The organism is Methylocystis sp. SB2 (assembly GCF_049817085.1).
Classification (GTDB): Bacteria; Pseudomonadota; Alphaproteobacteria; order Rhizobiales; family Beijerinckiaceae; genus Methylocystis; species Methylocystis rosea.
In genome coordinates, this window is sequence record NZ_CP187401.1 from 1,000,972 (window position 1) to 1,022,314 (window position 21,343).

A 21,343-nucleotide genomic window follows, 5' to 3' on the forward strand; every position below is an offset into this window, starting at 1 on the left:
GGCCGCAGTTTACCGGGCACGCTCCTCGAAGTAGCTGTCGTCGTCGCTCGGGAACAACCCTTCGCCGCGCACCGGACGCGCCGCCTGCACCACCGTCGGCGCCGGCGAATCGGCCCCAGCGGACCGCACGCCGAGCCCGTCGCGCTGGTAGATGTCATCGCGGAACTGGGTGACGCCGTCCGGCGCCGCCCATGCCGTAATATAGACCCAGTAGACCGGCACGGCGGGCGTGATCTTGACGTCCACGCGTTCGCCGGAGGCGATGACCTGGTCAATGTGGTCGCGGTCCCAGCCGGGCGTCTCCTTCAGCAGCCAGGCGACATAGTCGCGAACGTTCTGAAGCCGGATGCAGCCCGACGAGACGAAGCGGAAGTCGTCGCCAAAAACGCCTTTAGCGGGCGTGTCGTGCATGTAAACGCCGTAGGGATTGGCGATGTCGATGCGCACGACGCCAAGCGAGTTGAAGTCGCCGCCGATGTCCTGGCGGAAGCGGAAATTGAGCGCGTCGAGCGAGCGCCAATTGATCTGCTCGGGCTGCAGCTCCTGATTGTCTTTACTGTAGACGCGGATGTGATTGGCGTTGAGATAGTTTGGATCCGCCTGCATCTTGGGGATCAAATCCTTGCGGATCACCGACGCCGGCACGGTCCAGAACGGATTGAAATTGACCTGGATCGCCTTGGTCTGCATCACCGGCGACTGGCGGTCGATCTTGCCGACGCCGGCCATGTGGTGGGTGACGACCTCGCCGTTTTCGACTGTCTCCACCGAAGCTGCGGGGATGTTGGCGGTGACGTAGCGGTTGCCGAGGTCATGCGAAAAACTGCGCAGACGCACCAAATTGGTCTCGAGCTGCTTCAGCCGGGTCTCGGCCGGCACATTCATCGCCTGAACGGTCTGCTGATTGACGACGCCGGTCGATATGATGCCGTGGCGCGCCTGGAACCGGCGCACCGCCGCTTCGACATAGGAGTCGAACACCGGGCTCGCGCCGGTTTCGGCCCCAATGTCGCCGGAGACGATCAGGCGGCGGCGTAACGCCGAGACCGCCGGACTGTTCGAGCCCAGCCGCAGCTGTTGGCCGCCCGGCACCTGCGGCCAGCCGCCATTGGCCGCGATTTCGCGCAAACGCTCGATCGCCGCTTCCGTGGCGGCCACCGTATGAGTGGACAGGATGGGGGTCGTCGAGCGCGATACGGTCAGGCGGGCGTCGGCGTCGTAGCGCTGCGCCCATTCAGCCTGTCCGTCCTGGTCCCAGGCGGCTGAGGCAGGCGTGAGGGCGACCGCGCCAAGGACGAGCGCCGCGCCGCGGGCAAACTGGATAATTGCGGATTCTCGCACAGATCGCTCCAATCGCATCGCCGGAGCATGCTCCGGCGGTCAAGCCGAAAGACGACGCCGCCTAGAGGACCGCGCCGGCTCTTTCGATCGAGTTGTGCATCTTCGGCGTTAACAAGGCGCGAATAGTCCGGCGATTTTGTGGCCTGCCGGAGCGCCGCGAACGGCCGCCGCCCGTCTTCGCTCCATCCTTGCCGGCTAGCCCACGCGGACCCAGCCGCTCATGCCCAAGCGCTCTTGAGGCAGGAAGCGCGACTTATATTCCATTTTGCGCGAACCTTCGACCCAATAGCCAAGGTACACATGCGGCAGACCAAAGGCGCGGGCGCGCTCCGCATGATCGAGAATCATGAAGGCCCCGAGTGATCTGTGCTCGAGTTCAGGCTCATAGAAGGAATACACCATCGACAGCCCGTCCGAGAGCCGGTCGGTCAAACAGCAGGCGACCAGCGCGCCAATCTCGCCATTGCCTTGGGCGAGACGATATTCGACGAGCCGCGTGTCGACGTGGCTGTCTTCGATCATCATCTGATAGTCGATCATGCTCATGTCGGCCATGCCGCCGTCGGAATGGCGGGCGCTGACGTAGCGGCGAAACAAGGCGTATTGCTCATGCGTCGCCCGCGCCGGCCGTGTTTCGGCGACAAGCTCGGCGTTACGCCGGCGGACGCGGCGCATGCCGCGCGACGGCGTAAATTCGTCGATCTTGACCCGCACCGAGACGCAGGCTCGGCACTGCTCGCAAGCGGGGCGGTAGGCGATGGTCTGCGAGCGACGGAAGCCGGATTGCGTCAGCGTGTCGTTGAGCGCGGGCGCCCGCAGCCCGATCAGATGCGTAAAGACCTTCCGCTCCTCGCGGCCCGGCAAATAGGGGCACGGCGCAGGAGAGGTCAGATAAAATTGCGGCGCGTCGCGCGGCTCTTTCGTCACGCTCTAAGATCCCAGATTCAAAACTAATCTAGAGCGCCCATGTGGCGTGCGCCAACGGAGATTTGCGGCGTCGAAGTTGTGGATTTTAAGACGAGCGCCGTAATACGATAACGTCCGCGAGCATGTCGTGCAGGCAGCGCTTGTCGCCCGTAAACAGCGAAACGAGCAGCAGCGGCGGGAATAGCCAGGTGACATAAAACAGCACGGCATGGACGGCCGCCTGCAGAAACGGCACCGGCTCTCCTTCCATGGTGCGCATCTCCAGGTCCATGAAGGCCATGCCGGGCGTCGCCATTCTCCGCCCCGACACTGTCAGACCGTTGTAGAAAAAGGCGACGATCGGGAACAGAGGCGGCAGGATGAACGCAGACAATCCGGCGCTGAGGATGAAGAGGGCGACGAACAGCGCCGCCGACATGCTGGCGACGAGAATCAAATCGAGCGTGACCGCGATGATGCGGCGCGTGCGCACGCCCTCGAGCGCCTGTGGCGGAATGTAAGGCGCGGCGCGCGCCCCGATTGGGGCCATCGGGCGCTCGCGACTGGAAAAGGGATCCCGCTCGGTCATCAATTTACGGCCTTTCTGGTGGCCCGCCAAAGATCGGCGACGTTAAGGCCGGTTTCAAGTGCGCCGCTCGGGGTGCGGATTTCGGGGATTAGTGGCGCCGCCGCCTTGACGAGCGCCGCCGGTTTGTCGCAAGGCTCCCGCCCATCCGGCGCGCGCCCCGCCCGCCCGGAGCAGCCTCGGGAATTGCACATGACCAGCAACGCCGTCGACGGCGGACATTTGCGCGCCTTCATCGAGCGGATCGAGAAGCTCGAGGAGGAGAAGCGTGCGATCAGCGACGACATCAAGGACGTCTACGCGGAAGCGAAAGGGACCGGGTTCGACCCCAAGGTGATGCGCAAGATCGTGTCGCTGCGCCGTTTGGATAAGCACAAGCGGGAGGAAGAGGAGGAAATCCTCGACCTCTATCTTTCCGCGCTCGGCATGGAATAGGCTGAATCAAACGCCCAGAGGTCTGGCCGCGGGGGACGGTTCGCCTCATGCGCGGCATCAGCGGGCGCAAGTTCGAGACCTTCCACATGGATTTTGGCGCGCAAGATGACGTCGTGCGCTTTCTCGCCTCGCTCGAGGGCGGCGCGGAGCGAATCGTCACGACTCACATTTCCGTCGTCGCGCTCTGCGGAACGCACGCCTACAAGCTGAAGAAAGCGGTGCGCTTTCCCTATCTCGACTTCTCGACGCCGAGCCGCCGATGGGAGATGTGCGCGCGTGAAGCGGCGCTCAACACAAGCTTCGCGCCCGAACTTTATCTCGGCGCGCATCGCGTGACCCGCGAGGTGGACGGGCGGCTGGCGCTCGACGGCGCGGGCGAGATGATCGACGCCGTGGTCGTCATGCGGCGCTTCGCCGACGAAGACCTCTTCGAACAGATTGCGAAAGACCGCCGCCTGACGCAAGCGATGGTGGAGGCCCTTGCGCGTCTAGTCGCCAAGACCCACGACGAAGCCGGGCCGAACGACGAAAAGGGCGGCGCGGCGGCGATGCGCCGGACTCTGGACGATACGGCTTTGAGCTTGCGCAACGCGGCGCCGGCAAGCGCGGAGCAAATCGATGTGCTCGTCGCGCGCCTCAACGGAGCCCTCGACGCGCAAAGCGCGCTTCTCGACACGCGCAAGACACAGGGCAAGGTGCGCCGCTGCCACGGCGATCTGACGCTGCGCAACATCTGTCTGTTCGAGGGCGCGCCGACGCTCTTCGACTGCCTTGAGTTCGACGACGAGATCGCAACGATCGACGTGCTGTACGACGTCAGCTTCCTGCTGATGGATCTGTGGCGCGTCGGCGCCTTTGGCTGCGCCAATCTGGCGTTGAACCGCTATCTCGACGCCCGCGACGAAACTGACGGCCTGCCGCTGCTTCCCTTCTTCATGTCGCTGCGCGCCGCCATCCGCGCGCATGTCGAGGCGTCGCAACACAATGCCGAACGCGCGCGCCTCTATTTCGATCTCGCGATGACTCTGCTTGCGCCGGCCACAGGCGCCGTCATCGTGATCGGGGGGCTGAGCGGATCGGGTAAGTCGAGCGTCGCCGCGGCGCTTGCGCCCGTCATCGGATGTCCGCCCGGCGCGCGTGTCATCAACAGCGATCGCATTCGCAAACGGCTCTTCGGCGTCGCGCCGACCGCGCGTCTCCCGCAGGAAGCATACGCGAGCGCCGTTTCGGCGCAGGTTTATGGCGAGATGTTCGATGTCGCGGCGCGAACGGCCGCGCGCGGCTGGCCCGTCATCGTCGACGCCGTCTTCGATCGCTCGCAAGATCGCGCAGCGATAACAGCCGCGGCCGAGATTGCGCGCGCGCCGTTTCTTGGGGTCTGGCTCGATCTCGATCTCGACCGGCGCGCGGCGCGCGTCGATGCGCGCGTCAACGACGTGTCCGACGCCACGCGCGACGTGCTCAAGTCGCAAATGGAGAAGCCGACCGGCGAAATCGAATGGTTCAAGATCGACGCATCGAAAGATACAGCGATCATCGCCGCTGAGATTGAGAATGCTTTGAAGTCGTCATCGCAAGCCGCAAAACTGTGATGTCACTCCCGACGCGGGGAGCGCGATCGGGAATTCAGAACGAAACCCATCACTCATGCCATTGCTCTGGATTCCCGGTCAGGCCTTCGGCCTGTCGGGAATGACAATCGGCAAACGCCTATCATTGCGGAGCGCGCAAGCGATCACGGCCTACGGAATGAGCACCGCCGCGCCTTGCAGGCGACCTTCACGCAGATCGGCGAGCGCCTCATTCGCCTGCGCCAGAGGATAGCGCGTCGCATGCATGTTCAGAGGAATCGTCGGCGCGAGCGCGAGGAACTCGCGCGCGTCTTCGCGCGTGAGATTGGCGACCGAAAGCAGTCGACGCTCCTCCCAGAGCAGTGCGTAGGGAAAGCTCGGAATGTCGCTCATGTGAATGCCGCCGCAAACGACCGCGCCGCCTTTTTTTGTCGCGGCGAGCGCGCGCGGGATGAGCGCGCCGACCGGCGCGAAGATCAGCGCGGCGTCGAGCGGCTCCGGCGAGGGCGCGTTGGAATCCTGCGCCGACGCGGCGCCGAGCGAGCGCGCGAATTCGGCCGCCGCCTGATCGCCGGGCCGAACGAAGGCGTGCACGCGCTTGCCTTGATCGATCGCGACCTGAGCGATGATATGGGCGGCGGCGCCGAAGCCGTAGACGCCGATCGCTTCCGCCGGACCCGCCATCTTCAATGTGCGCCAGCCGATGAGGCCCGCGCAGAGCAACGGCGCGAGCGTCGCCGGATCGCCAGTCTCCGGCAGAGGGAAGCAGTAGGATGCATCGGCTACGGCGTGCGATGCGTAGCCGCCATCGTGCGTGTAGCCGGTGAAGAGCGGATCGTCGCACAGATTTTCGCGGGCGCTCAGACAGTAGGGGCAATGCCCGCAGGTGTGGCCAAGCCAGGGAACGCCGACCCGCTGTCCAAGCGAGAAACCGGTCACGCCAGGACCGATCGCGTCGACGCGCCCGACAATTTCGTGGCCCGGAACGATTGGAAGCTTCGGCTGGGTCAGTTCGCCGTCGACGATATGGAGATCAGTGCGGCAAACGCCGCAGGCCTCGACCTTGAGCCGCAACTCGCCGACGCCGGGCGACGGGATCGGCCGCTCCTCTATAACGAGCGGCGCATGGGGCCGCGGCAGGACCATCGCCTTCATCATATTTGTCATTCCAGCGATTTCCTGAAAAACAGCCGCTGATGTCCAGGCGGAAAACCGACGATCTCGCCCGCGCGCGTAAATCCGATATCTTCATAGAACCCGGCGGCCTGCGGATCGAATGTGTCGACATAGATGCCGACGCAGCCGCGGTCTTTGGCCAGCCGCTCGGCCTCCGCCATCAGCCGGCGCCCCCAGCCGCGCCCACGTTCCGGCGCATCAACCCAAAGATGACGAACGTAAAGCCAGCGCCAGTGGCAGACGCCGTTCAGCCCGGCGATGAGCGTCCCCTGCGCGTCACGCGCCGTGATGCAGAGGGGCGTTTCGTCGCGCGGGCCGAACTGGCAGGCAATCTCCTCGCCGAGCATTGCCGCAACCTCGCCCGACTCCGCCGAACCGACCGAAAGGGCGATCTTCTCAATGTCTTCCTTTTTGATCATGATCGCGCCGTGAGACGGGTGTTCGGTTTGCTATTGTGGGCGTGCGTCGCCGGCGCCGCAACGGCGCGCGGCGAAGACGGCGCCTGCGCGCCGATCGAGATCACGCCCGGCGCCCCGCCGACGCTCGAGCGAGTGCGCGCCTATGCGCCGATTTTCGACCTCTGCGCCAAAGAGGGGGAGTCGCGGCTCGCCATCCGGCGGATGGACGTCGACGGGACGCCGCTAATCCTGACCGTCGATCCGCAGTCGCTGCAGACGTCGCTGGAGCGCGCCGCCTGCTGGCGCTGCGAAGAGACGAGCGATGCGGCGCAAGCCGAGACTCGCTATGTCAAGGCGCTGCATCCGCCGCAAGACCCGACGCGTCCGCCGGCGCTCGTCAACGCCGGCCTCATTCACGGCGCCGGCGGCGGCGCCTTTGTGACCGGCGATCTCTGCCCGAGCCGCAAGCCGCTGGACCGCGCCTTTTTCGAAGAACTCGCCGCGCAGGGGCCGCGCACGCCCGTAATGATCGCCGTCTCCGGCGGCTGGATCGCCCGCCACGGCGCCGACTTCGCCTGGCTGCGCGAGAAGGCGCGCAGCGGCGCGCTCGACATCGCCTGGGCCAACCACTCCTACAGCCATCCCTATGTTCGCCGCCTTCCGGACGGGCGGAATTACTTCCTGCGGCCGGGCGTGGACGTCGATCGCGAGATTTTCGAGACGGAAAAGCTCATCATCGCCCAAGGCGAAACGCCGTCGGTGTTTTTTCGCTTTCCAGGTCTTGTCGCCGACGCCGCGCTGCTGGAGAACGTCCGCAGCCGGCATCTCGTCGCGCTCGGCGCCGATTCCTGGCTGGCGCTCGGCCTACGGCCCCGCCCCGGCTCGATCGTGCTCGTGCATCCGAACGGCAATGAGCCGGTGGGCATAAGGCTGTTTTTGCGGCTGATGCAGACGGGCGTGATGCCGTTGCCCCTACGCCCCATCAATGAGGCTCCATAAGCCCCTATTTGACGAGGTTGATCGTGTAATTATTGTAGCTGCCGATATATTTCTCGCGGAAGCCGACCGTCCGGCATGTCGGCGAACAACAGGTGTTGATGCACCACTCGTAGGCGCTCTGCGGCACGCATGTGTTGAAAGGGCCGCTCCACACAGCGCCGTCGTTCGACTCGGCGTACCAATAATAGTAGGTGTTGACGCTCTGCAGATCTTTGCCGAAGACGGTTTTCGTCTGGCCCGGCTCCAATTTCCACCACCCCTTTTTCGTCCAGTCGCCGCCGTCCGAACAGCCCGGCGAATACCAAAGAAATGAAACCCACACCGTGGCTTTGGTGGTGTTGCGGAACTTGAACCAGGCCTGAGCGGCGCTCGGCGCACAGACGATGCTGAGCGTGGCCAATAAGATCAAAAATCTGCGCATGGTCCCCTCCCCTGCGAAAATGCGCGGGCGCGACTGAAAAGAGTTAAGGCTTGGGCGTGGGCTGGGCCGCAGGGTCACGGCGAATGGACCTCGCCTTGGTGGGAACTTGCGGCTCTCTGGAAACTTCGCCGACGCCGGGCCGGGCGTCCTCCTCGCCGGAGACGGGCTTCTTGGTCTGCGGGGCGGCTTCTTCCTTGGGAGGCGCCTTGTCGCCGAAGTGCTCCGTCGGGCTCACACCGGCTTCGGGAGGGGTTCGGCGCTGAGCCTCCGCCGTCGCGCCGCCAAGAAAAATTGCGGCGCCAAGAGCGGCGAAAAACGTATAATGAGGACGTGCCAATGGGACCTCCTTAATTCTGTTCCGAATATGAACGCGCGACCATAAAAACGATTGGTCAAGCGACGCTAGGCGCAGCGCTGACCGCCGTCAACGTCTGTTTGGCTTACCCTCAGGCGACGGGGGTCAGCCCTGATCCACATGGCGTCGCGAGAAAATCCCTTACATTGACAAGGTTTCCGGCGGCTCTTATCTCTCCGGCGGAAAATGCCGCGTCGATCCTGGCGCCCCGCCGTTGGCGCGATGGCGCAGGCGGATGTTATTCATGCATTATGTGACGTTCCGCCGGCCGCCATTCCCCGGCGCGCCGAGAAGGCGGCAAACGCTGCGCGGGAGAAAGGTTCGCAAGAATGATCGGCGCACTCGCCAAGAAGATTTTCGGCACGGCGAATGATCGCCGGCTTAAGACCTACGCGCCGAAGGTCAACGCGATCAACGCCCTGGAGGCGGACGTCGAAGCGCTGACCGATGATGAGCTACGGGATCGCACCCGCCAGTTCCGCGAAGAGCACGCCGCCGGCAAGTCGCTCGACGATCTGCTCGTTCCCGCTTTCGCCACGGTGCGCGAGGCGGCCAAGCGCACCCTCGGGCAACGCCATTTCGACGTCCAGCTCATCGGCGGCATGGTGCTGCACGAAGGCGCGATCTCGGAGATGCGCACGGGCGAAGGCAAGACTCTCGTCGCCACGCTCGCCGTCTATCTCAACGCGCTCGCCGGCAAAGGCGTCCATGTCGTCACGGTGAACGACTATCTCGCCAAGCGCGACTCCGAATGGATGGGGCAGATATACAGATTCCTCGGCATGAGCGTCGGGGTCGTGGTCCATGACCTCATGGACGAGGATCGCGCCGCCGCCTACGCTTGCGACATCACCTACGGCACCAACAACGAATTCGGCTTCGACTATCTGCGCGACAATATGAAATATGAGTTCTCGCAGATGGTTCAGCGCGGACATAATTATGCGATCGTCGACGAAGTCGACTCGATCCTGATCGACGAAGCGCGCACGCCGCTCATCATCTCGGGGGCCATCGACGACAAATCCGATCTTTACAACACGATCGACAAGCTGGTCCCCAAGCTCAACGCCGACGACTTCGAGCTCGACGAGAAGCAGCGCACGGTTCATCTGACCGACGCCGGCAATGAGCACATGGAAGAGCTGCTGTCCGAGTCTGGCGCGCTGACCGAAGGCGCGCTTTACGAAGCGCACAACGTGACGCTCGTGCATCACGTCAATCAGGCGCTGCGCGCGCATAAGCTCTTCCAGAAGGACAAGGATTACATCGTCCGCAAGGGCGAGGTGGTCATCATCGACGAATTCACCGGCCGCATGATGCCGGGCCGCCGCTATTCGGAAGGCCTGCATCAGGCCCTCGAGGCGAAGGAGCACGTTCAGGTTCAGCCTGAAAACGTCACACTCGCGTCGATCACCTTCCAAAATTACTTTCGTCTCTACGGCAAGCTCGCCGGCATGACCGGCACGGCGGCCACCGAGGCGAATGAATTCGCCGAAATCTACAAGCTGGACGTCGTCGAAATTCCGACCAACCGCCCGGTCTGCCGTCTCGACGAGGATGATGAGGTCTATCGCACCGCCAAGGAAAAGCTCGGCGCAATCGCCGCCGAGATCCAGGACGCCAATGGACGGATGCAGCCGCTTCTGGTCGGCACCACGTCGATCGAGAAGTCGGAGCAGCTTGCGGAATTCCTGCTGACGCAGGGCTACAAGATGATCGACTTCGCCGATCCCAAGGGGCTGACGGGGCTCTATGCGGCGGCGCGCTCCGGCAAGCCGTCGAAGCTTTTCGCGGTGCTCAATGCGCGCTTCCACGAGCAGGAAGCCTATATCGTCGCGGAAGCCGGCGTGCCCGGCGCGATCACCATCGCCACCAATATGGCCGGCCGCGGCACCGACATTCAGCTGGGCGGCAACGTCGAGATGCGCGTGACGCAGGAATGCGCCGGCCTGGAGGGCGACGAGCGCGCCAAGAAGGAAGCGGAAATCCGCGAGGAGGTCGCGGACTTCAAGGAGAAGGCTATCGCCGCCGGCGGCCTTTACATCATCGGCACCGAGCGCCACGAGAGCCGGCGCATCGATAATCAGCTGCGCGGCCGCTCCGGACGTCAGGGCGACCCCGGCCGCTCGAAATTCTTCCTGTCGCTGCAGGACGATCTCATGCGCATCTTCGGCTCCGAGCGCATGGACTCGATGCTGGTGAAGCTCGGCCTGCAGGAGGGCGAAGCCATCGTCCATCCTTGGATCAACAAGGCGATCGAGAAGGCGCAGCATAAGGTCGAGGCGCGCAACTTCGACATCCGCAAGAACATCCTCAAGTTTGACAACGTCATGAACGACCAGCGCAAGGTGATCTTCGAGCGCCGGCGCGAAATCATGGATGAGGAGAGCGTCGAGGAGCAGACCGCCGACATGCGCGCCGATGTGGTCGACGCGATGGTGTCGCTGCACATTCCGCATGACGCCTACGCCGAGGCCTGGGACGTGAACGGGCTGGCGGAAGACGTCAAAGCGAAGCTCAATCTCGATCTGCCGGTCGTCGACTGGGCGAAGGAAGAAGGCATCGCCGACGAGGAGCTCAAGGAGCGCCTGCTCGAGGCGGCCGACGCCGCTTACGCCGAGCGCGTTGAAAAGAACACTGAGCCGCTGATGCGCATGATCGAGAAGCAGGTCGTCCTGCAGTCGCTCGATACGCTGTGGCGCGAACATCTCGTCGCGCTCGACCACCTTCGGCAGGTGATCGGCTGGCGTGGTCTGGCGCAGCGCGACCCGCTTAACGAGTACAAGTCCGAAGCTCTCGAGCTGTTCAAAAGCCTGATGACGCGGTGGGACGAGACGGTGACCACGCAACTGATGCGCGTCGAAGTGTCCTTCGAAGCTCCGCCTTCCGCGCCGCCGGAGCTGCCGCCAATGGAAATGTCGCATCCAAATCCAGAGGCGCTGATCGGCGGCGGCGCGCAGCTTGCGCTCGATGATCTCAATACGCGTCTCGCGGGGGCCGATTTCTCGGCGCGCGGGCTCGCGGTCAGCGAGGCGCCCGCTGCGCGCGACGCGAACAATCCCGCCACTTGGGGCAAGGTGGGCCGCAATGAGCCCTGCCCTTGCGGCTCGGGTAAGAAATACAAGCATTGCCACGGCGCTCTTGTCTAAGCCGAGGATGCGGACAGCGATGTGGAAGATCAGCGTCTCGGCTCTCCTGTCGACGCTAGCGTCTTCCGCATCGGCCCGCGCCGAGTGGGTGCAGGTCTCCAAGGACGATTTCTCGACCGTCTATCTGGACGCCGGCTCGCGTCGGACCTCACCCGATGGATTCGTCACGGTCGACGCGCTCACCGATTACAACGCCGCCTCGCCAAAAGCCGCGGCGTTCGGCCTTGCCGAAAAGGGGCTGTCGGAAATCGAGAAAGTGTCGCTCGATTGCGCCAATCGGAAATACAGGTCCGAGGGCGGCGGCTGGCGGCAGGGCCAGATGGGCGAAGGAAAGATCACCAAGCCCTATCCGCCGAAAGACGAATGGTCGCCGGTGCCGCCCTATTACGATGGGCTCTTCGCCAAGGTCTGCGCGCGCACGACCTCGGATGAGCGGTCGGATCGATTTGAACCGCCTCGCGCCTGAGAATATAAGCGCAGCGCGGTTGAAGCGCCGCGGATTTCCAGGAGCTTGTCGTGACCGCCATTGATTTTTCTAAAGTGCTCGTCGCTCAGGGCGGCGGCCCCACCGCCGTCATCAATCAGTCGCTCGTCGGCGCCGTGCTGGAGTCCCGCAAATTTCGCGAGGTCGAGCGCGTTTATGGCGCCTTCCACGGCGTTCGCGGCATCGTCAACGAGGATTTCGTCGACCTCACGCAGGAGACGACTCATAATCTCGAGCTCGTCGCCTGCACGCCGTCTTCGGCGCTCGGCTCGACGCGCGACAAGCCGGACCTCAAATATTGTCAGGAAATCTTCCGCGTCCTGCGCGCGCATGGGGTCGGCTGCTTTTTCTATATCGGCGGCAATGATTCCTCGGACACGGTGCGCATCGTCTCGCAGGAGGCCCAAAACGCCGGCTATCCGCTGCGGACGGTGCACATCCCAAAAACCATCGACAACGATCTGATGGTCAACGACCACACGCCGGGCTTTCCCTCGGCGGCGCGCTGGGTGGCGCAGGCGTTCGCCGGCGCCAATCTCGACAATTGGGCTCTCCCCGGCGTGTATATCGCCATCGTCATGGGCCGGCACGCCGGGTTTTTGACCGCCGCCTCGGCGCTCGGCAAGAAATTCCCCGACGACGGCCCGCATCTGATCTACATCCCTGAGCGCGCCTTCATCATCGACAAGTTCCTCGCCGACGTTAAGGCGACGATGGCGAAATACGGCCGCTGCGTCGTCGCGGTGTCAGAAGGCGTCTGCGACGAAAACCATACCCCCATCGCCGAAAAGCTCGCCAAGGCGGTGGAGCGCGACGATCACGGCAATGTCCATCTCGGCGGCGGCGCGCTGGCCGACGAACTTACCCGCCTCGTGAAGGACCGGCTCGGATTCAAGCGGGTGCGGGCCGATACATTCGGCTATGTGCAAAGGAGCTTTGTCGGCTGCGTTTCCGACGTCGACCAGCGCGAGGCGCGCGAGGTCGGCGAAAAGGCCGTGCAATACGCCATTTGGGGCGATCGCGACGGCTCGGTGACGATCCACCGGACCGGCTTTTATTCGGTCGATTATCAGTTGACGCCACTTGAAGAGATCGCTGCGAAGACAAAAGTCATGCCTGACGAATACATTAGCCCCTGCGGCACGGACGTCACCGACGCCTTTCGGATGTATCTGCGCCCCTTGCTGGGAAGCGGCATGCCGGACGCCTATCGGCTGCGGCTGAATCGGGTTCCCAAGATCCTTACCGCCTGAGCCTGCCAGCGAGGGCGCCTTTCTTGCTTCGGCAGAGTTTCCGGCGAAGGTTGCAATTTGGCCGTCGTGTAAAATACACTAACTAGTCATGGTTCTCGGGCGCTCGTCGCTGACGACCGAAACTGGATGGGAACGGGCACGCCAGCCGCTTCCACTTTTTGTTAGTTTGGCGCCGGTTACACAGGTGTTCGGGCCGATTCGCCCGGCAGGCCGGCCCGATAGGAGAGCAATATGAGCAAAGTCGGCGGCGGCGATTCCAAGAACACGCTTTACTGCTCCTTTTGCGGCAAGAGCCAGCACGAGGTCCGTAAGCTCATCGCCGGACCGACGGTGTTCATCTGCGATGAATGCGTCGAACTGTGCATGGACATCATCCGCGAGGAGAACAAGTCCTCGCTGGTCAAGCAGCGCGACGGCATTCCGACCCCGCGGGAGATTTGTAAGGTTCTGGACGACTATGTCATCGGCCAGTCCCAGGCCAAGCGCGTGCTCTCGGTCGCGGTCCACAACCATTACAAGCGCCTCAACCACGCGACCAAGCATGGCGACGTGGAGCTGGCGAAGTCCAACATTCTGCTGATCGGACCGACCGGCGTCGGCAAGACCATGCTGGCGCAGACTCTGGCGCGCATCCTGGATGTTCCGTTCACCATGGCCGACGCCACGACCCTGACCGAAGCAGGCTACGTCGGCGAGGACGTCGAAAACATCATTCTCAAGCTTCTGCAGGCGTCGGACTACAACGTCGAGCGCGCCCAGCGCGGCATCGTCTATGTAGACGAAATCGACAAGATTTCGCGCAAGTCCGACAATCCTTCGATCACCCGCGACGTGTCGGGCGAAGGCGTGCAGCAGGCGCTGTTGAAGATCATGGAGGGCACCGTCGCCTCCGTGCCGCCCCAGGGCGGACGCAAGCATCCGCAGCAGGAGTTCCTGCAGGTCGACACGACGAACATCCTGTTCATCTGTGGCGGCGCTTTCGCCGGGCTTGAAAAGATCATCTCCTCCCGCGGACGCAACACCTCGATCGGCTTCGCCGCCACCGTGCAGTCGCCCGACGAACGGCGCACCGGCGACATTTTTAGGCAAGTGCAGCCGGAAGACCTGCTGAAATTTGGGCTCATCCCCGAATTCGTCGGCCGTCTGCCGGTCATTGCGACGCTCGAGGATCTCGACGAGGACGCGCTCAAGCGGATCCTCACCGAGCCCAAGAACGCGCTGGTCAAGCAGTATCAGCGGCTCTTCGAAATGGAAAACGTCGAGCTCACCTTCCAGGACGACGCTCTTTCGTCCGTCGCGCGCAAGGCGATCGAACGCCATACCGGCGCGCGCGGCCTGCGCTCGATCATGGAAGGAATCTTGCTAGACACGATGTTCGATCTGCCAGGTCTGGAGGGAGTCGAACAGGTTGTGATCGGACCAGAAGTCGTCGAGGGCAAAGCCCGGCCGCTCTATATTTACGCCGAACGCAGCGAAAAGAGCGGCACGAGCGCCTGACGCGCGAAGACGAAGCGCCTATGCGGCGGCGACGCCGGGCGCAGGTTTAAGCTTGGGCGCCGCAGCGCCTTGAATCGATTATTCGCGTAACCATTTGCGTTAACGGGGCCGTCGGGCGCATCCGCCGGCGGTCTTTAATGGGCGCGAAATCGGCGGGCGACCGTATTCGCGGCCTGAACCCAAAAATCGCCCTGCGGTCTCGCGCCGCCGCTTTAGCGGGACGCGTCAAGGACAGGACAAAAAGAATGTCGAACGAAAAGCGAGACGCCGTCACCCCCGGAACCATCGAAAGCTATCCGGTGCTGCCGCTGCGCGACATTGTCGTCTTTCCGCACATGATCGTTCCTCTTTTCGTCGCGCGGGAGAAATCCATTCGCGCGCTCGAAGAGGTGACGAAATCCGACAGGCTCATTCTGCTCGCGACGCAGAAGAACGCGGGCGACGACGATCCCTCGGCCGACGCGATCTATCCAATCGGCACGCTCGCCTCGGTGTTGCAGCTTCTGAAGCTGCCCGACGGCACGGTGAAGGTGCTGGTCGAAGGCGTGGCGCGCGCCAGCGTTCGCACCTACACGCGCGCGGACGATTATTACGAAGCGGACGCTGAAGTCGTCGCCGACGATCTCGCCTCTCCGGTCGAGGTCGAAGCGCTCGGCCGGTCGGTGATCGCCGAATTCGAAAGCTATGTGAAGCTCAACAAGCGGGTCTCTTCCGAGGTTGTCGGCGCGGTGACGCAGATCGACGACTATTCGAAGCTCGCCGACACGGTCGCGTCGCACCTGTCGGTGAAGATCGCCGAGAAGCAGGACGTGCTTGAGACGGTCAGCGTCGCGCGCCGCCTCGAAAAATGTCTGTCGCTGATGGAGAGCGAGATCTCGGTTCTGCAGGTCGAGAAGCGCATTCGCACGCGCGTCAAGCGCCAGATGGAGAAGACGCAGCGCGAATATTATCTCAACGAGCAGATGAAGGCGATCCAGAAGGAACTGGGCGACGAGGACGGCAAGGACGATCTCGCCGAGCTCGAGGAGCGCATCAAGAACACCAAGCTCTCAAAGGAAGCGCGCGACAAGGCCTTGGCCGAGTTCAAGAAGCTGCGGCAGATGTCGCCGATGTCCGCCGAAGCCACCGTCGTGCGGAACTACCTCGACTGGATCCTGTCGATCCCGTGGGGTAAGCGCTCCAAGGTGAAGCGGGATCTCGGACAGGCCGAGGAAGTGCTCGACGCCGAGCATTTCGGCCTCGAGAAGGTCAAGGAGCGCATCCTTGAATATCTCGCGGTGCAGAGCCGCGCCAACAAGCTGACGGGACCGATCCTGTGCCTCGTCGGGCCGCCTGGCGTCGGCAAGACCTCGCTCGGCAAGTCCATCGCCAAGGCCACCGGCCGCGACTTCGTGCGCATGTCGCTGGGCGGCGTGCGGGACGAAGCGGAAATCCGCGGTCATCGGCGCACTTATATCGGCTCGATGCCCGGCAAGATTATCCAGTCGATGCGCAAGGCGAAGACGTCCAATCCGCTCTTTCTCTTGGACGAGATTGACAAGATGGGCATGGACTTCCGCGGCGATCCGTCCTCGGCCTTGCTCGAAGTGCTGGACCCGGAGCAGAACGCGTCGTTCAACGACCATTACCTCGAAGTCGACTACGACCTTTCGAATGTCATGTTCGTGACGACGGCGAATACGCTCAATATTCCGGCGCCGCTGATGGACCGCATGGAGATCATTCGCATCGCCGGCTACACGGAAGATGAGAAGCTCGAGATCGCGCGCAGGCACCTCATTCCCAGTGCGGTGCATAAGCACGGCCTTTCGCCCGACGAATGGATGATCGCCGACGACGGGCTGCTCACCCTTATTCGCCGCTATACGCGCGAAGCCGGCGTGCGCAATCTGGAGCGCGAACTCTCCAATCTCGCGCGCAAGGCGGTGAAGGAAATCCTTCTCAAGAAGAAAGAGAAGATCGTCGTCACGAGCGAGAATCTCGCCGACTATCTTGGCGTGCCGAAGTTCCGCTATGGCGAGGCCGAACTCGAAGATCAGGTCGGCGTCGTGACCGGTCTGGCCTGGACCGAGGTCGGCGGCGAACTGCTGACGATCGAAGGCGTCATGATGCCCGGCAAGGGCAAGATGACCGTGACGGGCAATCTGCGCGACGTGATGAAGGAGTCGATCTCCGCGGCGGCGTCCTATGTGCGTTCGCGCGCCGTGGACTTCGGCGTCGAACCGCCGGTCTTCGACCGACGCGACTTCCATGTGCACGTGCCGGAAGGCGCGACGCCCAAGGACGGACCGTCGGCCGGTGTGGCGATGGCGACCGCCATCGTCTCGATCATCACCGGCATCCCCGTCCGGCGCGACATCGCCATGACCGGCGAGATCACGCTGCGCGGCCGCGTCTTGCCGATCGGCGGCTTGAAGGAGAAGCTGCTTGCGGCGCTGCGTGGCGGCTTGAAAAAAGTGCTGATCCCAGAGGAGAACGCCAAGGATTTGGCGGAAATCCCGGACGCGGTGAAGAACCGGCTGGAAATCGTGCCCGTCGCGCGCATGGAAGAAGTGCTGCGGCATGCGCTGATCTCTCAGCCGACGCCGATCGAATGGCGGGAAGACGCCGCCGCGATCGCTAAACACGCCGTCGGCGACGATGACGGCACCGGCGTCCGCGCCCACTGATCGCAGACCTACAACACACTCAAGAGCCCCGCTCCTCCAGAGCGGGGCTTTTTGCTTTTGGGCGGCTGGTGCGCGCTGCAGCCCATAGATTGCGCGCTGCAGCCCATAGATTGTATGAGCATTTCTGGATGGAGCCGCCATTTCCCCCGGAAAACCAGCGATTCCGGGCCTTTGGCGGCCGGTAAGCCTTGCTTTTCCTGCGATTCGCGACCAACACTCGCCATCGCTGCGCAATGCCGATTCGAGGTCGCGCATTCTTACGCCGGGCGGCTCGCAGTGAAGGAGAAGGAAAAAGCCATGAACAAATTGGAACTCGTTGAGCACGTCGCGAGCGAGACGGAGAGCTCGAAAGCGGCGGCGGCCGCCGCCATCGACGCCGTCATCGACGGCATCACGAAGGCCCTCAAGAAGGGCGACGAAGTTCGCCTCGTCGGCTTCGGCACTTTTTCGGTGAAGAAACGCGCCGCCGGCAAAGGACGCAATCCGGCGACCGGCGAAGAAATCAAGATTCCCGCGTCGAAGAGCGCCCGCTTCAAGCCCGGCGCGACGCTGAAGACCGCGCTCAACAAAGCCAAGTAGCTCAGGGCGCGGAGGCGCTGGCGTCGCAGGCGCTTTCCGAAACTTCGCACGACGGCCGTCGGAGCTCCGGCGGCCGTAGTTTTTAACCGGCTTGCCTCGCGAGGCGCCCGCCCTTAAAACCCGGCGGGCGCGGGTCATGTCAGGGCGGTTAGCTCAGTTGGTAGAGCATCTCGTTTACACCGAGAGGGTCGGCGGTTCGAGACCGTCACCGCCCACCACTGGCGCCCTCGAGACGGCAAAGGGCTCGCCGCGGGAATTGGTGTTCCAAAGCCCAGGATTTCGCTTTAGCTTGCTGGGACAAAGAAGGCCGCCCGTATGAGATTGATCAAAACCGTTTTCATCGCGCTCTGCGTCGCCGCCCTCGTCCCCGCCTTCGCGCATGCCGAAGATATGAGCTTTCGCGTCGTCAGCGTGAGTTCCGGCGGCTGCGGCGCAAACTGCCCACAGGTGATCGCGGCGCAAGGCGAAATCGGCCCAGAGACGCCCGACGCCTTCGTCGCCTTCGTGCGCGAAAATGCTCGCGGCGGCAATCTGCACGGAATTGTGCTGCTCGACTCGCCTGGCGGAAAAGTCGTCGCCTCGATGGAGCTCGGCCAGGCCATCCGCAAGCTCGGGATGGCGGTGATCGTCGCCCGTCCCGCGGCGGATCAATCTCGCACGATGGCGCTCGTATCGGGCCGCTGCTATTCGGCCTGCGTCTATGCGCTGATGGGCGGCAGGAGGCGCGTGATCCCGCCGCAGAGCAGCGTCGGCATTCACCGCATGTTCAATTATTCGACGAGTTTCGACATCGCCGAAGGCGGACTCGTTCGCGAGCGAAATTATGACGATGGCGGCATGCTCCAGACGCTTTCCCGCTACGCGGCGATGATGGGCGTGAGCACCGAACTCGTGAAGCTCGCCGAGCGGACGTCGCCCGATAAGCTTTACGTGCTGACCGGCGCCGACATCGCTCGTTGGCGGCTTGGGTCGCGCAAGCTCTAGACGCGCCGGATTACAGCCATAATCAGCAACCAGGGCAGCACATGAAACATATTTTCGACGGGCTTGAACGGCGGCGCGCGTCCGCGAGGCTTGGCGGCGGCCAAAAGCGCATCGAAGCGCAGCACGCCCGCGGCAAGCTCACGGCGCGAGAGCGAATCGAACTGCTGCTCGATCACGGCTCGTTCGAAGAATTCGACATGTTCGTCGCCCATCGCTGCACCGATTTCGGCATGGATCAGGGCGAGAAAATCTCCGGCGACGGCGTCGTCACCGGCTGGGGAACCGTCAACGGCCGCGCCGTCTTCGTTTTCGCCAAGGACTTCACTGTCTTCGGCGGCTCTCTGTCGGAGACTCACGCGCAGAAGATCACCAAGCTGCAGGACATGGCGCTGAAAAATCGCGCCCCGATCATCGGCCTGTTCGACGCCGGCGGCGCGCGCATTCAGGAAGGCGTCGCGGCGCTCGGCGGCTATGGCGAAGTCTTCCAGCGCAATGTCATGGCCTCCGGCGTCATTCCGCAAATCTCGGTGATCATGGGCCCTTGCGCCGGCGGCGACGTCTATTCGCCGGCGATGACCGACTTCATCTTCATGGTGCGCGACACGAGCTATATGTTCGTGACCGGGCCCGATGTCGTGAAGACGGTGACAAATGAGACGGTCACGGCGGAAGAGCTCGGCGGCGCTTCGGTGCATACGACCAAAAGCTCGATCGCCGATCGCGCATACGACAACGACGTCGAAACGCTCCTGCAGATGCGCAGGCTGATCGATTTCCTGCCCTCCTCCAATCAGGAGGAGCCGCCGGAATGGCCCGCTTTCGACGAGGTGGACCGGCTCGACGAATCGCTCGACACGATTGTTCCGGATAATCCGAACAAGCCGTACGACATCAAGGAGCTCATCCATAAGATTGTCGACGAGGCCGACTTCTTCGAGATCCAAGATGCGCACGCCCGCAATATCGTGATCGGCTTTGGCCGCATCGAAGGGCGCACGGTCGGTTTCGTCGCCAATCAGCCCCTCGTGCTCGCCGGCGTGCTCGACATCGACGCCTCCAAGAAGGCGGCGCGTTTCGTGCGTTTTTGCGACTGCTTCAACATTCCGATCGTCACCTTTGTCGACGTGCCGGGATTTCTACCCGGCACGGCGCAGGAATATGGCGGCCTGATCAAGCATGGCGCGAAGCTGCTGTTCGCATACGCCGAAGCGACGGTGCCGAAAGTGACGGTCATCACGCGCAAGGCGTTTGGCGGCGCCTATGACGTTATGGCGTCAAAACATCTTCGCGGAGACGTCAACTACGCCTGGCCCTCGGCGCAGATCGCCGTCATGGGCGCAAAGGGCGCCGTCGAAATCATCTTCCGCGCCGATCTCGGCGATCCGGAGAAGATCGCTCAGCGCACCAAGGAGTATGAAGATCGCTTCTTGTCGCCATTTGTCGCCGCGGAGCGCGGCTATATCGACGAGGTGATTACGCCGCGTTCGACCCGCAAACGAATCGCTCGTGCGCTTGCGCTGCTTCGGCACAAGGAATTGGAGAATCCCTGGAAGAAGCACGACAACATTCCCTTGTAATGCGGCGCAATAACGAGCGCGGCGCCGTCGCAAACGTGATGGCGTTGCGCCATTGAGGCTGGGTCCGCGTAATCCGCCTAATTCAGCGGCGCCTGATCACAAAATTCGTCAGACTGCACATTTTTCAAGTGACAGTCCGCCCGTTTTGTCCTAGTGTTCGCTCGCCAGGTTGGTTGGGGTAAAAGCCTAAGCGTCGTATGCGTCGCAGGAATTAGGCCCAGCTACGGTCCAAGTCGGGGAGGACGCCGAACAGAACGCAGTTCGCCGAGGCTCGCAAGATGAGTCGGCGCGAACGGGGCTATCGGAGCGACTTAAGACTTCGGAGCTTGGCGTTTCAGTTTGGTTAAGGACGGGGTACCAAAGAGCGGGGAGCGGCGGGACGCCATTCCCGCTCTTTGTGTTTTTTTTGTCGACTCGCGGTGTTTTTATCGACGCGCGACACATGCGTTTGCGACACATGCGGTTAATGAATCGCTAAGCGTAGAACAATGATTCCGCTCAGTCTGATCCGAAGCTGCGTGGGACGTCGCCTTGACGGGCGATGACGCGCTTCCTACGTTCCGCGCACGTCTAACGAAAAGCCCCAATGGAAGGCCGGCCATGACCACGCAGAAAATCACTGACGCCACTTTCGAACAGGAAGTGCTCAAATCCGCCGAGCCGGTTGTTGTCGATTTTTGGGCGGAATGGTGCGGTCCCTGCCGCATGATCGCCCCGGCGCTGGAGGAGATCGCCGCGGAGATGAAGGGCAAGATCAAAGTCGTCAAGCTCAACATCGACGAAAATCCTGCCGTGGCGAGCAAGCTCGGCATCCGATCGATTCCGACGCTTATTCTGTTCAAGGACGGCAAGGCCGCGGCACAAAAGGTCGGCGCCGCGCCCAAGGGCGAATTGTCGCGGTGGATCGCTGCAGCCGTGTGAACGATTCTTGCAATTGGGTCCAGCGGCCGGCGCATCGCA

At 63.0% G+C, this 21,343-nt stretch carries 19 protein-coding genes and 1 tRNA gene; 13 read left to right on the forward strand and 7 right to left on the reverse strand.

Features of this window, described 5'->3' with window-relative positions; translation table 11 throughout:
• Positions 1 to 9: 9 nt before the first annotated feature.
• The 3 genes from ACPS74_RS05095 to ACPS74_RS05105 all read right to left on the reverse strand — a co-directional run bounded on the left by ACPS74_RS05095 (position 10) and on the right by ACPS74_RS05105 (position 2,797).
• On the reverse strand, positions 10 to 1,359 hold the full coding sequence (locus ACPS74_RS05095; RefSeq protein ID WP_029648258.1) for a L,D-transpeptidase family protein: 1,350 nt from the start codon (positions 1,357 to 1,359) through the stop codon (positions 10 to 12).
• A gap of 177 nt (positions 1,360 to 1,536) precedes the next feature.
• A complete protein-coding gene (locus ACPS74_RS05100; RefSeq protein WP_018408928.1) occupies positions 1,537 to 2,268 on the reverse strand; it encodes an arginyltransferase in 732 nt (243 codons plus the stop codon).
• A gap of 85 nt (positions 2,269 to 2,353) precedes the next feature.
• A complete protein-coding gene (locus ACPS74_RS05105) occupies positions 2,354 to 2,797 on the reverse strand; it encodes an RDD family protein (RefSeq protein ID WP_051381665.1) in 444 nt (147 codons plus the stop codon).
• Between the two features lie 228 nt (positions 2,798 to 3,025).
• Here ACPS74_RS05105 and ACPS74_RS05110 point away from each other — a divergent pair, with 228 nt between their 5' ends.
• Both ACPS74_RS05110 and ACPS74_RS05115 read left to right on the forward strand, forming a co-directional pair.
• Positions 3,026 to 3,268, forward strand: a complete 243-nt coding sequence (locus ACPS74_RS05110) for a DUF2312 domain-containing protein (RefSeq protein WP_026223071.1) — start codon at positions 3,026 to 3,028, stop codon at positions 3,266 to 3,268.
• Positions 3,269 to 3,315: 47 nt separating this feature from the next.
• Entirely contained in the window at positions 3,316 to 4,860 is a 1,545-nt protein-coding gene (locus ACPS74_RS05115; RefSeq protein ID WP_239754172.1) for an AAA family ATPase, read from the forward strand.
• A 150-nt stretch (positions 4,861 to 5,010) separates the two neighbouring features.
• On the opposite strand, the gene ACPS74_RS05120 is transcribed toward ACPS74_RS05115, so the two are convergent.
• Both ACPS74_RS05120 and ACPS74_RS05125 read right to left on the reverse strand, forming a co-directional pair.
• On the reverse strand, positions 5,011 to 5,994 hold the full coding sequence (locus tag ACPS74_RS05120; protein WP_029648261.1) for a zinc-dependent alcohol dehydrogenase family protein: 984 nt from the start codon (positions 5,992 to 5,994) through the stop codon (positions 5,011 to 5,013).
• 8 nt (positions 5,995 to 6,002) lie between these two features.
• Entirely contained in the window at positions 6,003 to 6,434 is a 432-nt protein-coding gene (locus tag ACPS74_RS05125) for a GNAT family N-acetyltransferase (RefSeq protein ID WP_029648262.1), read from the reverse strand.
• Between the two features lie 9 nt (positions 6,435 to 6,443).
• On the opposite strand from ACPS74_RS05125, the gene ACPS74_RS05130 reads away from it, so the two are divergent.
• Complete coding sequence (locus ACPS74_RS05130; protein ID WP_239754170.1) at positions 6,444 to 7,412, forward strand: polysaccharide deacetylase family protein; 969 nt, start codon at positions 6,444 to 6,446, stop codon at positions 7,410 to 7,412.
• A gap of 4 nt (positions 7,413 to 7,416) precedes the next feature.
• Here ACPS74_RS05130 and ACPS74_RS05135 read toward each other — a convergent pair whose 3' ends face one another.
• Entirely contained in the window at positions 7,417 to 7,833 is a 417-nt protein-coding gene (locus ACPS74_RS05135; protein ID WP_018408936.1) for a DUF1036 domain-containing protein, read from the reverse strand.
• 43 nt (positions 7,834 to 7,876) lie between these two features.
• A complete protein-coding gene (locus ACPS74_RS05140) occupies positions 7,877 to 8,170 on the reverse strand; it encodes a hypothetical protein (protein ID WP_029648264.1) in 294 nt (97 codons plus the stop codon).
• A gap of 347 nt (positions 8,171 to 8,517) precedes the next feature.
• On the opposite strand from ACPS74_RS05140, the gene secA reads away from it, so the two are divergent.
• The 10 genes from secA to trxA all read left to right on the forward strand — a co-directional run bounded on the left by secA (position 8,518) and on the right by trxA (position 21,304).
• Positions 8,518 to 11,340: a preprotein translocase subunit SecA gene (gene secA, locus ACPS74_RS05145; protein ID WP_029648265.1), complete on the forward strand. Its 2,823-nt coding sequence runs from the start codon at positions 8,518 to 8,520 to the stop codon at positions 11,338 to 11,340.
• Positions 11,341 to 11,359: 19 nt separating this feature from the next.
• Entirely contained in the window at positions 11,360 to 11,806 is a 447-nt protein-coding gene (locus ACPS74_RS05150; protein ID WP_029648266.1) for a surface-adhesin E family protein, read from the forward strand.
• A 50-nt stretch (positions 11,807 to 11,856) separates the two neighbouring features.
• Positions 11,857 to 13,077, forward strand: a complete 1,221-nt coding sequence (locus ACPS74_RS05155; protein ID WP_029648267.1) for a 6-phosphofructokinase — start codon at positions 11,857 to 11,859, stop codon at positions 13,075 to 13,077.
• 231 nt (positions 13,078 to 13,308) lie between these two features.
• Positions 13,309 to 14,574, forward strand: coding sequence for an ATP-dependent Clp protease ATP-binding subunit ClpX (gene clpX / locus ACPS74_RS05160; protein ID WP_018408942.1), 1,266 nt, complete (start codon positions 13,309 to 13,311; stop codon positions 14,572 to 14,574).
• A 245-nt stretch (positions 14,575 to 14,819) separates the two neighbouring features.
• The gene (lon, locus tag ACPS74_RS05165; RefSeq protein ID WP_029648268.1) at positions 14,820 to 17,243 is read left to right on the forward strand and encodes an endopeptidase La; all 2,424 of its coding nucleotides are present in this window, start codon (positions 14,820 to 14,822) and stop codon (positions 17,241 to 17,243) included.
• 297 nt (positions 17,244 to 17,540) lie between these two features.
• A complete protein-coding gene (locus ACPS74_RS05170) occupies positions 17,541 to 17,822 on the forward strand; it encodes an HU family DNA-binding protein (RefSeq protein WP_026223074.1) in 282 nt (93 codons plus the stop codon).
• A gap of 142 nt (positions 17,823 to 17,964) precedes the next feature.
• Positions 17,965 to 18,040: transfer RNA gene (locus tag ACPS74_RS05175), tRNA-Val, on the forward strand.
• Positions 18,041 to 18,137: 97 nt separating this feature from the next.
• Positions 18,138 to 18,806, forward strand: a complete 669-nt coding sequence (locus ACPS74_RS05180; RefSeq protein ID WP_029648269.1) for a hypothetical protein — start codon at positions 18,138 to 18,140, stop codon at positions 18,804 to 18,806.
• A 41-nt stretch (positions 18,807 to 18,847) separates the two neighbouring features.
• A complete protein-coding gene (locus ACPS74_RS05185) occupies positions 18,848 to 20,383 on the forward strand; it encodes an acyl-CoA carboxylase subunit beta (RefSeq protein ID WP_029648271.1) in 1,536 nt (511 codons plus the stop codon).
• A gap of 600 nt (positions 20,384 to 20,983) precedes the next feature.
• A complete protein-coding gene (trxA, locus tag ACPS74_RS05190) occupies positions 20,984 to 21,304 on the forward strand; it encodes a thioredoxin (protein WP_018408946.1) in 321 nt (106 codons plus the stop codon).
• Positions 21,305 to 21,343 lie beyond the last annotated feature (39 nt).

Bases quoted from the DNA above. Each gene is read 5' to 3' on its own strand.
- ACPS74_RS05095 (WP_029648258.1), bottom strand. From the start codon at position 1,359: ATGCGATTGGAGCGATCTGTGCGAGAATCCGCAATTATCCAGTTTGCC.
- ACPS74_RS05105 (WP_051381665.1), bottom strand. From the start codon at position 2,797: ATGGCCCCAATCGGGGCGCGCGCCGCGCCTTACATTCCGCCACAGGCG.
- ACPS74_RS05110 (WP_026223071.1), top strand. From the start codon at position 3,026: ATGACCAGCAACGCCGTCGACGGCGGACATTTGCGCGCCTTCATCGAG.
- ACPS74_RS05115 (WP_239754172.1), top strand. From the start codon at position 3,316: ATGCGCGGCATCAGCGGGCGCAAGTTCGAGACCTTCCACATGGATTTT.
- ACPS74_RS05120 (WP_029648261.1), bottom strand. From the start codon at position 5,994: ATGAAGGCGATGGTCCTGCCGCGGCCCCATGCGCCGCTCGTTATAGAG.
- ACPS74_RS05125 (WP_029648262.1), bottom strand. From the start codon at position 6,434: ATGATCAAAAAGGAAGACATTGAGAAGATCGCCCTTTCGGTCGGTTCG.
- ACPS74_RS05135 (WP_018408936.1), bottom strand. From the start codon at position 7,833: ATGCGCAGATTTTTGATCTTATTGGCCACGCTCAGCATCGTCTGTGCG.
- secA (WP_029648265.1), top strand. From the start codon at position 8,518: ATGATCGGCGCACTCGCCAAGAAGATTTTCGGCACGGCGAATGATCGC.
- ACPS74_RS05150 (WP_029648266.1), top strand. From the start codon at position 11,360: ATGTGGAAGATCAGCGTCTCGGCTCTCCTGTCGACGCTAGCGTCTTCC.
- clpX (WP_018408942.1), top strand. From the start codon at position 13,309: ATGAGCAAAGTCGGCGGCGGCGATTCCAAGAACACGCTTTACTGCTCC.
- lon (WP_029648268.1), top strand. From the start codon at position 14,820: ATGTCGAACGAAAAGCGAGACGCCGTCACCCCCGGAACCATCGAAAGC.
- ACPS74_RS05170 (WP_026223074.1), top strand. From the start codon at position 17,541: ATGAACAAATTGGAACTCGTTGAGCACGTCGCGAGCGAGACGGAGAGC.
- ACPS74_RS05180 (WP_029648269.1), top strand. From the start codon at position 18,138: ATGAGATTGATCAAAACCGTTTTCATCGCGCTCTGCGTCGCCGCCCTC.
- ACPS74_RS05185 (WP_029648271.1), top strand. From the start codon at position 18,848: ATGAAACATATTTTCGACGGGCTTGAACGGCGGCGCGCGTCCGCGAGG.
- trxA (WP_018408946.1), top strand. From the start codon at position 20,984: ATGACCACGCAGAAAATCACTGACGCCACTTTCGAACAGGAAGTGCTC.